This is a genomic window from Pseudophaeobacter arcticus DSM 23566, assembly GCF_000473205.1.
Lineage (GTDB): Bacteria > Pseudomonadota > Alphaproteobacteria > Rhodobacterales > Rhodobacteraceae > Pseudophaeobacter > Pseudophaeobacter arcticus.
Genome location: NZ_KI421507.1, coordinates 3,413,041 through 3,426,531, shown reverse-complemented (window position 1 = coordinate 3,426,531; position 13,491 = coordinate 3,413,041). Strand labels below are relative to the sequence as shown.

Sequence of the window (13,491 nt, the reverse complement as noted above, 5' to 3'; positions counted from 1 at the left end):
TAAATGACAGGGGCCGACAAACGGTGAGGCAGCTAGATTTCTGACCGTTTCGCGGTCTGCCCTCGCCCTGCGGTTGCTTTGACGCAACCCTGGCCCAACCTTGGTGCTACCCTGGCGCCGCCTTGCACAGGTTCGGTCTGCTGGGCATATAGGGAGAGGCGGAAAAGGGGGAAGCATGACAGAGCAACTGTTCTATGTTCTCGGCGGAATTGGCATGTTCCTTTTGGGGATGAAGGTGATGACCGAGGCCCTGCGCGAAGCGGCCGGCACCGGGCTACAGGCAATCCTGACCAGATTTACCACAACCCCCTTTACCGGCGTCATATCAGGCGGGTTGACCACCGCCGCGATCCAGTCCTCCAGTGCGACAACGGTAATGACGGTTGGCTTTGTCGGGGCCGGGCTGTTGACCATGCCGCAGGCGCTTGGGGTGATTTATGGGGCCAATATCGGCACCACGGCGACGGGCTGGTTGGTGAGCCTTCTGGGCTTCAAGCTCAAGCTGGGCACACTGGCGATGGCGCTGCTGTTTCCGGCCAGCCTGCTGGACCTTTTGGCGCGGGGTGGTTGGGCGCGGGCCGGGCGGATGCTGGCGGGGCTCTGTCTTTTGCTTATCGGTCTTGATCTGATGCAGGCAGGGATGAAGGATGCTGGCGATATCCTGCGCCCCGAGATGTTGCCGTCCAGCACCGTATTTGGCCTGCTGGTCCTTGCAGCCCTGGGCGCTGGGCTGACGGTTGTGATGCAAAGCTCTTCGGCGGCAATGGCTCTGGCCCTGGTCATGATCCAAAGTGGTGCCATCAGCCTGACGCAGGCCGTTGCGATTGTGGCGGGGATGAATATCGGCACCACCTGCACGGCCTTGCTGGCCTCGCTTGGAGGGTCGCGGCCAATGCGGCAGACTGCGGTTGCCAATCTGCTCTTCAATGTTGCGACCAGCCTGATAGCGGTACCTGTGTTGGTGTTTGGACTGGGGGCGCTTCAGGAATTGGCCGAGCGGAGCAATACCATGACAGCGATTTTGGTGTTTCATACCGGCTTTAATGTGGTTGGGGCGATGCTGTTCCTGCCGATCACGGCGCAGTTTGCGCGGTTTATCAGCTGGCTGATGCCAGAGACCCCCAAGGCGTCATTGGTCAACCTGGACCGGGCCTTGCTGTCGGATCCGGCTATGGCGCTCCTGGCGGTGCAGGCCGCGCTGGAGGTGCTTGAACATCGGATCTATAGGGCGATGGCCTCTGCCCTTCAGGCCCCGGCGGACTATCGTGGGATTGCAGCGCTGACCCCCTGCCGCGCCGCGCTGGCCGAGATCGAGGCCTTTCTTGCGGATATTCGCCTGACCGCGGATCATGCAAAACAGGAGGCGGGGCTGTCAGCCTTGCTGCACCAGACGGATCATGTGTTGCGGCTGCTGGAACGGTTGAGCCAGACGGGGCGGATATCGGTCCTGAATGAGGATCCGCTGCTGCGGCGCCCAGCCGTGATCACCGGAGCGGTGCTCAGGCGGCTGATAGAGGGGCTGTCCAATGAAACTGAGCAGGCGCGGTTGCAGCGACTTGCGGTTTTGGTCAATCACCGCAAGGACCGGCATCGCCGTGGCTTGCTGCTGGGAGAGCACGCCGGGCTATTTGATCTGAACGAGGTGTTTTCCCACACCGATGCAATGCGTTGGCTGGCCCGTTGCCTGCATCATCTCGAAAGGCTGGAACACTATCGTCACCTCGCCAGAGAGGCCTTGCCTGTCGCCAGACCGGCACCCTAGCCAAATTTACTACCTGTTTCCAAAAGAAAAGAGGGCGTTTCCGCCCTCTTTTTTGGTTTCAAATGCGGTTCCAAAGGGAGCGCCCATCAGGCGCTCGCCATTGGCAATAGGATTACAGGCTGGCCTGCAGGGCCGCGACCACGGCATCGCCCATTTCGCTGGTTGAAATCGGGTCAACACCGTCTTCACCCAGCAGATCTGCGGTGCGGGCACCGTCCGAGAGCACTTTTTCGATAGCGTTTTCCAGACGGTCGGCCTCGGCCCCCATGTCAAAGCTGTAGCGCAGCGCCATGGCAAAGCTGAGGATACAGGCGATTGGGTTTGCCTTGCCCTGACCGGCGATGTCAGGGGCTGAGCCGTGCACCGGTTCGTACATCGCCTTGGGGCGGCCATTGGCCATCGGCGCGCCAAGACTGGCCGAGGGCAGCATGCCCAGGCTGCCGGTCAGCATCGCGGCGCAGTCCGACAGGATGTCGCCAAACAGGTTGTCGGTCAGGATGACGTCAAACTGTTTTGGCGCCCGTACCAGCTGCATGGCGCCGTTGTCGGCATACATGTGGGACAGCTCTACCTCGGGGTAGTCCTTGCCAACACGGGTGGCCACTTCGCGCCACAGGATGCCGCTTTCCATGACGTTGGCCTTCTCCATCGAGCAGACCTTTTTGTTGCGGCGCATCGCCAGTTCAAAGGCCGAGCGGGCGGCGCGTTCGATCTCAGATTCGGTATAGCGCTGGGTGTTGATGCCAACGCGCTCGTTGCCTTCTTCAAAGATGCCGCGAGGTTCGCCAAAATAGACGCCCGAGGTCAGCTCGCGCAGGATCATGATGTCCAGACCGGCCACAATGTCACGCTTCAGCGAGGAAAAATCGGCCAGCGCGTCAAAGCACTGCGCCGGACGCAGGTTGGCATAGAGATCCATTTCCTTGCGCAGGCGCAGCAATCCGCGCTCAGGCTTGACCGAGAAATCCAGATCGTCATAGGCGGGGCCACCAACCGCGCCGAGCAGAACCGCGTCCACCTCCTGCGCGCGTGCCATGGTCTCATCCGCCAGAGGGACGCCATGTTTGTCATAGGCGGCGCCACCAACCAGATCTTCGCTCACATCGAACTGAATGTCGCGGGCTTCACCAAACCAGGTGATGACTTTACGAACCTCGGTCATGACCTCTGGGCCGATACCGTCGCCGGGCAGAATCAGAATCGATGGATTGGACATATGTGCCTCCTAAAAACAGTTGGCAACGGCCTACTCCTCTGGGGCCTCAGGGTCAATAACAGCCCCTGATTTCAAAGGTGAAAGCGCCGATTTACCGGCCATTTTCAGGCCTTTTGCCAGCAGCGACCATACCCGCCGGATGCGGGGGGTTTCCCGCATGGCGCTATGGGTGGTGAGCCAGACCGGCAGGGGCGGGATTTCGACGCCCAGATCCAGCTCTGCCACGGTGTCATCGGCGCGGGCGACATCGCTTTGGCAAAAGCCGATGCCGCATCCGGCCCGCACCAGTTGCCAGTAGGTCGCCTGATTGTCACAGCGCATGGCAAAGGTACTGCGATCAACCTGCCATCCCATCGCCCGCATGGTGTTCAGGATCAACGCGTTGCTGTCATAGCCAACCAGATCATGTTGCCACAGCTCCGCTGCATTGCGGGGGGTGCCGCGTCGCGCCAGATAAGCATGGGCGGCAAAAATCCCCAGGGGCAGATCGGCGATATGCTGGGTGATCACATCCAGCTGGCTGGGGCGATACATGCGCAGGGCAATGTCGGCGGCCCGGTACAACAGATTTTCGCTTTCATCTGTCGGCACCAGCTCCAGCTCAATGCCCGGTTCTGCCCGGCGAATATCTGCCAGAATGGGCGGCAACAGGTAGTGGGAGGCAAAAACGCTGGCGGTGATCCGGACGGTGCCGGCCAGTTCTTCGGACTGGCCCGCCGCCTGAAGCGACAAACGATACATCTGGGCCTGCATCTCCCGCGCCATGGGCAACAGCGCGGTCCCGGCCTGCGACAGGCGCAGGCCACGCGGGTGGCGCTCAAACAGCTGCTGGCTGAGGCTGGCCTCCAGGCTTTGAATGTGGCGGCCCAGGGTGGGCTGGCTGCGGTCCAGCTGGCGTGCCGCCGCTGAAAGCGAGCCGCAGTCGGCCACAGCCAGGAAGCTTTGGACGAGCGACCAATCGGTGAGATGTGGATTATTCATTCAATAATGAATGGCAGATCTGAAAATTTTGGCAATGCCATATCTTTATTGAATGGAGAAAACTCGGGTCAGTGTTCAGGATAGGAGAAGATTCGATGACACAAACAGCTCTCATACTTGGCGCTTCGGGCCGGTTTGGCCGCGCGGCGGCGGATGCCTTTGAACGGGCCGGATGGCAGGTAAAGCGCTTTCGGCGCGGGACGGAAAACCTGGCGCAGGTCGCTGTAGGGGTGGATGTGATCGTAAATAGCTGGAATCCCGCCTACCCGGATTGGGCAAAACAGGTGCCAACCCTACACCGGCAGGTGATCAAGGTGGCTGAAATGAGCGGCGCGACGGTCATTCTGCCCGGCAATGTCTACGTCTTTGGCCCCCAAACCCCGTTTCCCTGGTCCGAGCAGAGCCCGCATGCGGCGCAAAACCCGCTGGGGCGTATCCGGGTGGAAATGGAGGCGGCCTATCGTGCCTCCAAGGCTCGGGTGATCGTGCTGCGCTCGGGGGATTTTCTGGATACCGAGGCGTCGGGGAACTGGTTTGATGTGATGATCACAGCGAAGCTGGACAAAGGGAAGTTCATCTATCCGGGGCGGGCGGATATTCCCCATGCCTGGGGCTATCTGCCAGATGTGGCCCGGGCCGCGGTGGGGCTGGCTGAAAAACGCGCCGCACTGCCGCGCTTTGTGGATGTTCCCTTTGCAGGCTATACCCTCACGGGGCATGAGTTGCTGGCGGCGGTGAATGCGCATCTGGGCCAGCCTGCCAGGCTGAGCCAGATGTCCTGGCTTCCCCTGCAGCTGGCCCGCCCATTCTGGCCCCTGGGGCGCTGCCTGTTGGAGATGCGTTACCTTTGGGATACGCCGCATAGCCTCAGCGGGGATTTGCTCCAGCAGCTGTTGCCCGATTTTCAAGCGACGCCGCTAGAGCAGGCCTTGCCACATTGCCTGCCCAAGGCGCTGCTGGCACCTCAAGCGGGCAGAGGGCTCAGGGAAGCGGCGGCCTAGCGGCCTGCAGTCTCGTCCAGGATGATATCCAGCCAGACCAGCCTGTGGCGGCTGGCAATTGCGGCGGGGGAGGTGGCGCTGTCAGGCCAGGCCACCCCGGAGGCCGCAATTTGCCAGTCCTGCGAGGGCAGCAGGTAGTCCACCCGCATGCGGCGCCCTTGGCCCCAATCCACGGTCTGCGTTCCGGCCTGCGGCGACTGGGGGCGCGGGTCTTGCAGCCTGGGATCCTGCAGCAGCCTGGCTATGCTTTTGCGGCGGCCCTGGCCTGTGTCGGGGTCCAGGTTTGCGCCACCGGCCAAGACATAGTTCTGGGTTGGTGGTGATGCCAACTCTGCCGGCAGCTGGCCGTCCAGAAAGACCTGCCAGAGGCGGATCTCATCGGCATTGCGCAACGCGTTGCGGTCTTCGACCCCGTCAAACAGCGGCGGCGTGGCTTGAAAACACAAGAGCGTCAGCCGGTCGCCGTTTGTCAGCGCCACCGGCAGGACCCAATGGGCGGTGGAGGACAGGCGCTGGACCACCTGCGCCTGCGGCGACGGGAAGGGGCTGCCATCCGGGTGCCGGGGCAGGCTGGCGCCGGGGATGTCGCGCCACACAAGCGGGCTCAGGTCGACCAGCTCATCCACCAGCAAGGGGTAGCGCGATAGTACCGCCATGCCACCGCGTCCGGTATAGTCACCATAGCCCTGTGAATCTCCGGGGCCACCCAAGTGGCCATCGCCATCCAGATCAAGATCGGTGGCAAGGCCCGCATTGGGCTGACCGGCAAAGAGATGCGGGTAGTGCGCCCCTTCCTGTGCCAGTTGTCGCTCCAGCGCCTTGAGCGCCAGATTGCCGTGGTCCCAGTCAATGCCCTGCAATAGCAGAATATCGGGCTGCACCTTGGTAATGACGGCAATCACTGCCGCAATCTGCGCATCCTCACCGCGCTCAATATCGCGCAGCAGCAGACCCGGCCCCTTGCGGGACAGCTCGGTATTGAAGGTGGCAATGCGCAGAGTTTCGGCCTGTGCCCAAAGCGGCGGGGGCAAAAGGGCGAATAACACGCAAAACAGAACAAAACGATAGGGCGACATGGAGAGATATCTCCATATCGCCCGGGGCATCATGCGGCCTGTAGGGCTTCGGCATGGGCGTAGACGGCCCGTCGTTTCTGCGCGATCAAATCGGCGATCCGCAGCATCGCAAGCCCGCGCATGATCATGGAGGCCGGGACAAAAGCCCAGGCCGCAATAACCCAAATCAACATCTGCGGGGAGGTCAGGTGGCTGACATCAATAAGGCCGGACATGAGCTTGATCGTGGCGGGAATGGCGAAGGGCAGCAACACACCGATGACGATATTGATGCGGCCATCACGCTGTAGCCGGGTGACGACATCACCCCCGGTGGTCGGATCAAACAGCGGCAGGTTCACCCAGACATTAAAGGCGCCATTGGCGACAGGCCAGTTGCCGATCCGGATGGCGACAATAAAGCCCAAGACCGCCAATGCCGATACGATATAGGCGATGCCAGCGGCGCTCCGGGTTAGGTGAAGGCTCTCGCTGGGGGTGTCCAGCGGCAACATCAGAACTGTCAATTGCACCGGTGAGTAGGCAAAATCCATAGCCTCGCCCAGCTGCGTGCCCAGGCTCTGCACCAGTGCGGTAAGGCCGGTTGGGTCCAGCGCATGACGCGCCAGCAGGCTGAGCAGGCTGACCATCACAAAGGCCGCGACAAACCGCATTCGGTTCAGCGGCGGCGCCTCGCGGAATTCGACAAAGCTGGGATAGTTAGAGAAATACTCGGCAAAGGTCAAAGCTCCGCCAAGGATCGCCATAAGGGCGATGATCTCTGGAGATTCTGTGGCAGAAACCGGCAGTAACATCGACGGCATTGCAATCAGCAATGCAACCAATACACCACGAGCTGCCGCGCCTGATATGCGAGCAAACACTGCTTTTTTCCCTTCAAACTGGACTGGACGGTACTTTGCCGTGCCCTTGTTCCAACTTGATGCATCCTGGACTGCCCAGAATGCGCGCCTCAATTTTGCCCCATTTCTGCATGGATCGGCGGCCTGGCTCAAGTTTCCAATTGCGGAAATTTGATTTTCCTTAAGAAAGCCATGGGGCCTGATGCGAGAATACATCAATTTTGACCAAGCCTATCAGCAACTTGCCAAGCTTATACCAGATATTGTGGTTGCAGGGCTTTCGACCCCCAATCTGATTTGCAACTGGGGCGGCTGCGTCACAGGCGCCAGAATGCGGCAGATTTGTGGCGGGCTTGTCTTGATTTGCGCTCAGGTTGCGCGGCCAGAACTTTCAACAGCCGGGCTTTGCTCCAAAGGTGTGGCCCGGACGAACAAAGCCGCCCCAGAGTGCTGGAGCGGCTTTATCCTATTTTTATTTACGCCGCCTACAGGCGCGCATGGTTGGAACCAAGACCGTTAGACCCAGGGACGTTCCTGCGCCATCTTGCCTTCATAGGTCTGAACCGCGCTTTGCTTTTGCAGGGTTTGGCCGATGTCATCCAGCCCTTCCAGCAGGCATTGCTTCTTGAAGCTATCAACCTCGAACTTGATCACGTCACCGTCCGAGGTGGTGATTTCCTGGGCTTCAAGATCCACGGTCATGCGGGCGTTGGCGCCCTTTTCCGCGTCTTTCATCAACAGGTCGACCTGCTCTTGTGGCAGAACAACTGGCAGGATGCCGTTCTTGAAGCAGTTGTTGAAGAAGATATCGGCAAAGGAGGTCGAGACCACACATTTGATGCCAAAATCTGCAATCGCCCAAGGCGCGTGTTCGCGCGAAGAGCCACAGCCAAAGTTGTCGCCGGCCACCAGGATCTCGGCGTTGCGATACTGCGGTTTGTTCAGCACAAAATCAGCAATTTCGGTGCCGTCGCGATTATAGCGCATCTCGTCGAACAGATTCTTGCCAAAGCCTGTTCGCGCAATCGACTTCAGGAACACCTTGGGGATGATCATATCGGTGTCGATGTTGACCAAAGGCATAGGTGCGGCGATGCCGGTGAGTTTTTGAAACTTTTCCATCTGTCTCGCTCCTTCAGATCAAATCACGAATGTCGGTCAGCTTGCCGGTGAGGGCAGCTGCGGCAGCCATGGCTGGGGACACCAGATGGGTACGTCCCTTGTAGCCCTGACGTCCCTCAAAATTGCGGTTCGAAGTGGCGGCGCAGCGCTCACCTTCGGACAGCTGATCGGGGTTCATCGCCAGACACATGGAACAGCCCGCAAGACGCCATTCAAAGCCGGCCTCGCGGAAGATATCCGCCAGACCTTCTTCTTCGGCTTGGGCCCGCACCAGGCCAGAGCCAGGAACGATCATGGCACGCATGCCTTCTTTGATCTTCTTGCCTTTGACCACCTCAGCCACGGCGCGGAAATCTTCGATGCGGCCATTGGTGCAGGAGCCGATGAAGACGGTGTCGATCTCGATGTCGGTCAGTTTTTGACCAGGGGTCAGACCCATATATTCGATCGAACGACGCGCGGCTTCAACCTTGCCACCTTCAAAGTCTTCTGGGTTTGGCACCACACCAGTGATCGGCAGCACGTCCTCGGGCGAGGTGCCCCAGGTCACAACCGGCTGGATGTCTTCACCGCGCAGGGTGACAACCTTGTCAAAATGAGCGTTTTCGTCGGTGTAAAGTGTCTTCCACCAGTTCAGCGCGGCTTCCCACTGGGCGCCTTTGGGGGCATGGGGACGACCGTTGACATAGGCGTAGGTGGTCTCATCTGGCGCAATCAGACCAGCGCGGGCGCCGCCTTCGATAGCCATGTTGCAGACGGTCATGCGACCTTCCATCGACAGGTTGCGGATGGCTTCGCCACAGTATTCGATGACATAGCCAGTGCCGCCACCGGTACCGGTTTCACCGATCACGGCCAAGGTGAGGTCCTTGGCGGTGACGCCAGGGCTGAGCTTGCCGGTGATCTCAACCTTCATGTTGAGCGACTTTTTCTGGATCAGGGTCTGGGTGGCCAGCACATGCTCCACCTCGGAGGTGCCGATACCATGGGCCAGGGCACCAAAGGCCCCATGGGTGGCGGTGTGGCTGTCGCCGCAAACCACGGTCATGCCGGGCAGTGTCCAGCCCTGTTCGGGGCCAACGATGTGCACGATACCCTGGCGCACGTCAGAGACTGGGTAGTAGTGCACGCCAAATTCACGGGCGTTCTTGTCAAGCGCCTCGACCTGGATGCGGCTTTCGGCCGTCATCTGCGCGGGGTCTTCACGGCCCGCTGTGGTTGGTACGTTGTGATCCGGCACCGCGATGGTTTTATCTGGCGCATGCACCTTGCGGCCGGCCAGGCGCAGACCTTCAAAGGCCTGCGGGCTGGTCACTTCGTGAACCAGGTGGCGGTCGATATAAAGAAGGCAGGTGCCGTCCTCTGCTTCATGCGCAACATGCGCATCCCAGATCTTGTCATAGAGCGTTTTGGGGGACATGTGTCCTCTCCCGTATTTTCAGGTGTATATAGCTGGCTTTGGGCTTGGGCTGCGGCCTTATAGGCGCGCCAGGACCGTGCGGGCGGCACCATAGAATCGCTCGCGCAGGCGGGCGCGATCTTGCAACTCAATAGTCTGGGCCAATACGAGGGTCATGTGCGTCAGATACAGGGGGGCGGGCGGGCGATCAAGGGTCCGCTTGGCGAGATCGCCGTAAACTGGGCAATCTTTCCTTTGAATCCCTGTAAATATGATGCCTTCCCTCTTTCGGTGGGGCCGCAGATCAGGCAGAGAGTGTCGATGATTCGAGACCCGTTGCCGCATTTATTGAAATCTGGCGCGGGAATTGCTATTTTTAGCATATCCCCAGCGCCGGGGGAGGGTCGGCGCGCCTTATGGAGGACAGTGTTCTGTCGACCGAACCTCAAGCGGCTGCTGCCGCTGCTAGCGAGGCAGCCGAGAGTGCTGCCAAGAGCCGCCCAACCAATGTGGTATTGCTGGAGCGGATCCTGAGCTCTCTGGATGATGACAAAGCCGAAGACGTCGTGCAAATTGATTTGCGCGGCAAGACGGCGATCGCCGATTTTATGGTCATTGCGACGGGCCGTTCGAGCCGTCAGGTGGCGGGTATCGCAGAAAAGCTGACTGATCGCCTGAAGCAAGAGTATGGCATTCTCAGCAAGGTTGAAGGCCGCGACACCGGCGATTGGGTCTTGATTGATACCGGCGATGTGATTGTGCATCTGTTTCGCCCGGAAGTGCGCGAGTTCTACCAGATCGAAAAGCTCTGGCAGCCCGGCGTGACCCCAGGTCAGAGTGAGACCTAAGCTGCGGCTTAGACCGCCGAGAGGTGGCGCCGCTTTTGGTGCCATCTCTGTCTTGCCACTAAGGGGTATTCCTTACGTGCCATTGTTCGTTTCCCTGACGTGAGAGGCGGTTCAGGCGGCAACTTCCAGCGAGGGTTTTCCGATGCGTATTCATATCTGCGCGGTTGGACGTCTGCGCGCTGGGCCTGAAAAGACCCTCATTGACGACTATCTCACCCGCTTTGACCGCACCGGGCGGGCGCTGGGCCTTGGTCCGGCCCGAATTGTTGAGGTCGAAGACAAGAAAAACGCCGGCATGGGAGCCGAGGCCGACCTGCTGCGCAAGGCCCTGCCCAAGGGCGCGGTGATCTGCACCTTGGATGAACGTGGCAAGCTGCTCAGCTCGCCTGATTTTGCCAGCCGTCTGGGCAATTGGCGCGACGCCGGGCGTCAGGATCTGGCGCTGATCATTGGCGGCGCTGACGGCATTGATCCCAGCCTGCGCGCTGAAGCGGATTTCTCACTCTCATTTGGAAAAATGGTCTGGCCCCATATGCTGGTGCGGTTGATGCTGGCCGAGCAGATCTACCGCGCCGCCACCATCCTGTCAGGCAGTCCCTACCATCGCAGCTGATGGCAGCTGATACGGTCAGGCCCAGTTCCGCACCAGGCCGGACCGGCGCGCAGGTTTTCAGCCTTCGGCAGGTTCGATCATTGCCATACGTGTGGCATGGCGACCGCCCTCAAATTCGGCGGACAGAAACGCATCAACGATATCCAGCGCCAGCCCTTTGCCCACAACCCGTGCGCCGATTGACAGCATGTTGGCGTCATTGTGCTGGCGGATCATCCGGGCTGAAAAGGTATCGGCGCAGACGCCGCAGCGGATGCCTTTGACCTTGTTCGCGGCCATCATGATGCCCTGGCCGGTGCCGCAGACGATAATACCCAGATCACAATCCCCTGAGGCCACGCGCTCGGCGGCTTCGCGACCGTGTTTGGGATAATCCGTGCTTTCCGATGTGGTGGGGCCGATATCAAGCACCTCCCAGCCCTGGCTTGCGATGTGGTCGGCAATGGTCTGGCGAAGCTGGATGTCGGCGTGATCGCTGGAAAGAACGACGCGTTTTGAGGCTGTCATGGCAGAGGGTCCCATAGCAAAAGTGGAGGTGTCGATTTGCCTGACCAGTGTCACAAGATGCCCCTCTGTGCAAGGAAGTGACAGGCGTAGCCCCTGGACAAAGGGCCGCGCCAGTTACTTGAGGTCGACCACAAACAGGTCTTCTCCCCAGCCATCGATCAGGCAGCGCGCCTGTATTTGCACCTGGGTCGTGCCAGCGGGCACCAAGACGCCGCTCAGCGATCTGGTAAAGGGCTGTTCCTGTTCATGAGGATGGGCCAGAACCCGCAGTGCCAGCGCATTGCCCTGCATGTCCAGCACCCGCCAGCCATCGGCGTAGTGGTCCCAGCCGGTATCGGGGTGGGACAGGGTGACATCAAAGCGCCAAGCGGCACCAGAGGGCATTGCGGTGACAGCTTCGATTTTTGGTGCATCGGCCAGAGCAGTCAGAGTGGGCAGCGCCATGAGGGTGGCGAGGATCATAAGTAGGTGCTTTTTCATCAGGGTAGCCTAGCCCTTCTGGGGCGGTGGTACAGTCACGAAGGCGTGTCTGCCTGCCAGGTCTAGCGGGTGTGACAACTTCCCGCTTGCTTGAAAGGGGCAATTGGTAATATTACTTTACCAGATGCAGCGCCACCAAAGGAGAGCCCCATGGAGATGCCTGTCCCCAATTCCACCATTCTGGCCCGCAAGGCGCATCTTGCTGCCCGCTTGGCGGCGGTGCTGCCAGGCGATGCCGTGATCCAGGATGAAATGGAGACGCGTGCCTATGAGTGCGACGGGTTGGCGGCCTATCGCTGTCCGCCGCTGCTGGCTGTATTGCCGCGCACAACGCAGGAGGTCTCGGATATCTTGCGGATCTGCCATGAGGAAGGCGTGCCGGTGGTGCCGCGCGGGGCAGGCACTTCGCTGGCGGGGGGGGCGTTGCCGACAGCCGACAGCGTGATCCTGGGCGTGGCGCGGATGAACGAGGTGCTGGAGACAGACTACGACAACCGGGTGATCCGGGTGCAATCGGGGCGCACCAACCTCAGCGTGTCCGGTGCGGTGGAGGAGGAAGAGTTTTTCTATGCTCCGGATCCGTCAAGCCAGCTGGCCTGCGCCATTGCCGGCAATATCGCCATGAACTCGGGTGGGGCGCATTGTCTGAAATACGGCGTCACTACCAATAACCTGCTGGGCGTGACCCTGGTGATGATGGATGGCACCGTGGTCGAGATCGGCGGCGCCCATCTGGACGCCGGGGGGCTGGATCTTCTTGGGGTGATCTGTGGCAGCGAAGGGCAGCTGGGGGTCGTGACCGAGGCAACGCTGCGTATCCTGCGCAAACCCGAAGGGGCCCGCCCGGTGCTGATCGGCTATGACAGCAACGAAGTCGCCGGCGCCTGTGTCAGCGATATCATCAAGGCGGGGGTTTTGCCGGTTGCGATCGAATTTATGGATCGCCCCTGCATCGAGGCCTGCGAGGCCTTTGCCAAGGCTGGTTATCCGATGTGCGAGGCCTTGCTGATTATCGAGGTTGAGGGCAGTGATGCAGAAATCGCCCATCAGCTGGAGCTGATTACCGAGATTGCCCGGACTCACAACCCGGTAGAACTGCGCGAAGCCGGGGATGCTGAGGAGGCGGCGCGCATCTGGCTGGGGCGTAAATCGGCCTTTGGCGCCATGGGGCAGATCAATGACTACATGTGCCTGGACGGCACCATTCCCGTTGGCTCCTTGCCGCAGGTGCTGCGCCGGATTGGTGAGCTGTCACAGAAATATGGGTTGGACGTGGCCAATGTGTTTCACGCCGGTGACGGCAATATGCATCCGTTGATCCTGTTTGATGCCAATAAGCCGGGGGATCTGGAGCTTTGTGAACAGTTTGGCGCTGAAGTGCTGAAGCTCTGTGTGGATGTAGGCGGCTGTCTCACAGGGGAACACGGGGTTGGCATCGAGAAGCGCGATTTGATGCTGTATCAATATGCGCCGGTGGATCTGGAAGCGCAGCTTTGGGTCAAGGATGTCTTTGACCCAAAGTGGCTGCTGAACCCGGCAAAGGTCTTTCCGCTACCGGTGACCGAGGGACGTCGGGTGCCGGTTCTGGCTGCCGGTTCTGGCGGCTGAGTGACGGAAGTAGCGTCATGGGGGCTTTGCCCCCAA

Annotated in this window: 14 protein-coding genes; 5 read left to right on the top strand and 9 right to left on the bottom strand. The window is 60.3% G+C overall.

The window, feature by feature from the left end:
* Positions 1-175: 175 nt before the first annotated feature.
* On the top strand, positions 176-1,762 hold the full coding sequence (locus ARCT_RS0121035; protein WP_027241844.1) for a Na/Pi cotransporter family protein: 1,587 nt from the start codon (positions 176-178) through the stop codon (positions 1,760-1,762).
* 112 nt (positions 1,763-1,874) lie between these two features.
* Here the strand turns inward: ARCT_RS0121035 and leuB are convergent, their stop codons facing one another.
* Both leuB and ARCT_RS0121025 read right to left on the bottom strand, forming a co-directional pair.
* Positions 1,875-2,978, bottom strand: coding sequence for a 3-isopropylmalate dehydrogenase (gene leuB / locus ARCT_RS0121030; RefSeq protein ID WP_027241843.1), 1,104 nt, complete (start codon positions 2,976-2,978; stop codon positions 1,875-1,877).
* A gap of 30 nt (positions 2,979-3,008) precedes the next feature.
* Positions 3,009-3,959, bottom strand: coding sequence for a LysR family transcriptional regulator (locus tag ARCT_RS0121025; RefSeq protein WP_027241842.1), 951 nt, complete (start codon positions 3,957-3,959; stop codon positions 3,009-3,011).
* Between the two features lie 95 nt (positions 3,960-4,054).
* Here ARCT_RS0121025 and ARCT_RS0121020 point away from each other — a divergent pair, with 95 nt between their 5' ends.
* Positions 4,055-4,960 carry a Rossmann-fold NAD(P)-binding domain-containing protein gene (locus tag ARCT_RS0121020; RefSeq protein WP_027241841.1) on the top strand — a complete coding sequence of 302 codons (906 nt, stop codon included), beginning with the start codon at positions 4,055-4,057 and terminating at the stop codon, positions 4,958-4,960.
* On the opposite strand, the gene ARCT_RS0121015 is transcribed toward ARCT_RS0121020, so the two are convergent.
* The 5 genes from ARCT_RS0121015 to ARCT_RS27670 form a co-directional block, all read right to left on the bottom strand.
* On the bottom strand, positions 4,957-6,036 hold the full coding sequence (locus ARCT_RS0121015) for an endonuclease/exonuclease/phosphatase family protein (protein WP_051360930.1): 1,080 nt from the start codon (positions 6,034-6,036) through the stop codon (positions 4,957-4,959). The genes ARCT_RS0121020 and ARCT_RS0121015 overlap by 4 nt on opposite strands.
* Before the next feature lie 29 nt (positions 6,037-6,065).
* Positions 6,066-6,899, bottom strand: coding sequence for a hypothetical protein (locus tag ARCT_RS0121010; protein ID WP_027241839.1), 834 nt, complete (start codon positions 6,897-6,899; stop codon positions 6,066-6,068).
* Between the two features lie 495 nt (positions 6,900-7,394).
* The gene (gene leuD / locus ARCT_RS0121000; protein WP_027241837.1) at positions 7,395-8,000 is read right to left on the bottom strand and encodes a 3-isopropylmalate dehydratase small subunit; all 606 of its coding nucleotides are present in this window, start codon (positions 7,998-8,000) and stop codon (positions 7,395-7,397) included.
* A 13-nt stretch (positions 8,001-8,013) separates the two neighbouring features.
* The gene (leuC, locus tag ARCT_RS0120995) at positions 8,014-9,420 is read right to left on the bottom strand and encodes a 3-isopropylmalate dehydratase large subunit (protein WP_027241836.1); all 1,407 of its coding nucleotides are present in this window, start codon (positions 9,418-9,420) and stop codon (positions 8,014-8,016) included.
* Between the two features lie 57 nt (positions 9,421-9,477).
* Complete coding sequence (locus tag ARCT_RS27670; protein ID WP_240476354.1) at positions 9,478-9,576, bottom strand: isopropylmalate isomerase; 99 nt, start codon at positions 9,574-9,576, stop codon at positions 9,478-9,480.
* 239 nt (positions 9,577-9,815) lie between these two features.
* On the opposite strand from ARCT_RS27670, the gene rsfS reads away from it, so the two are divergent.
* Both rsfS and rlmH read left to right on the top strand, forming a co-directional pair.
* Positions 9,816-10,247 carry a ribosome silencing factor gene (gene rsfS / locus ARCT_RS0120990; RefSeq protein ID WP_205855540.1) on the top strand — a complete coding sequence of 144 codons (432 nt, stop codon included), beginning with the start codon at positions 9,816-9,818 and terminating at the stop codon, positions 10,245-10,247.
* 142 nt (positions 10,248-10,389) lie between these two features.
* Positions 10,390-10,860: a 23S rRNA (pseudouridine(1915)-N(3))-methyltransferase RlmH gene (gene rlmH / locus ARCT_RS0120985; RefSeq protein ID WP_027241834.1), complete on the top strand. Its 471-nt coding sequence runs from the start codon at positions 10,390-10,392 to the stop codon at positions 10,858-10,860.
* 57 nt (positions 10,861-10,917) lie between these two features.
* Here rlmH and rpiB read toward each other — a convergent pair whose 3' ends face one another.
* Both rpiB and ARCT_RS0120975 read right to left on the bottom strand, forming a co-directional pair.
* Positions 10,918-11,367: a ribose 5-phosphate isomerase B gene (rpiB, locus tag ARCT_RS0120980; RefSeq protein ID WP_027241833.1), complete on the bottom strand. Its 450-nt coding sequence runs from the start codon at positions 11,365-11,367 to the stop codon at positions 10,918-10,920.
* 114 nt (positions 11,368-11,481) lie between these two features.
* Positions 11,482-11,847: a hypothetical protein gene (locus ARCT_RS0120975; RefSeq protein ID WP_027241832.1), complete on the bottom strand. Its 366-nt coding sequence runs from the start codon at positions 11,845-11,847 to the stop codon at positions 11,482-11,484.
* Positions 11,848-11,997: 150 nt separating this feature from the next.
* Here ARCT_RS0120975 and ARCT_RS0120970 point away from each other — a divergent pair, with 150 nt between their 5' ends.
* Positions 11,998-13,455 (top strand): FAD-linked oxidase C-terminal domain-containing protein, encoded by a 1,458-nt coding sequence (locus ARCT_RS0120970; RefSeq protein WP_027241831.1) that lies wholly within the window; start codon positions 11,998-12,000, stop codon positions 13,453-13,455.
* Positions 13,456-13,491: the final 36 nt, after the last annotated feature.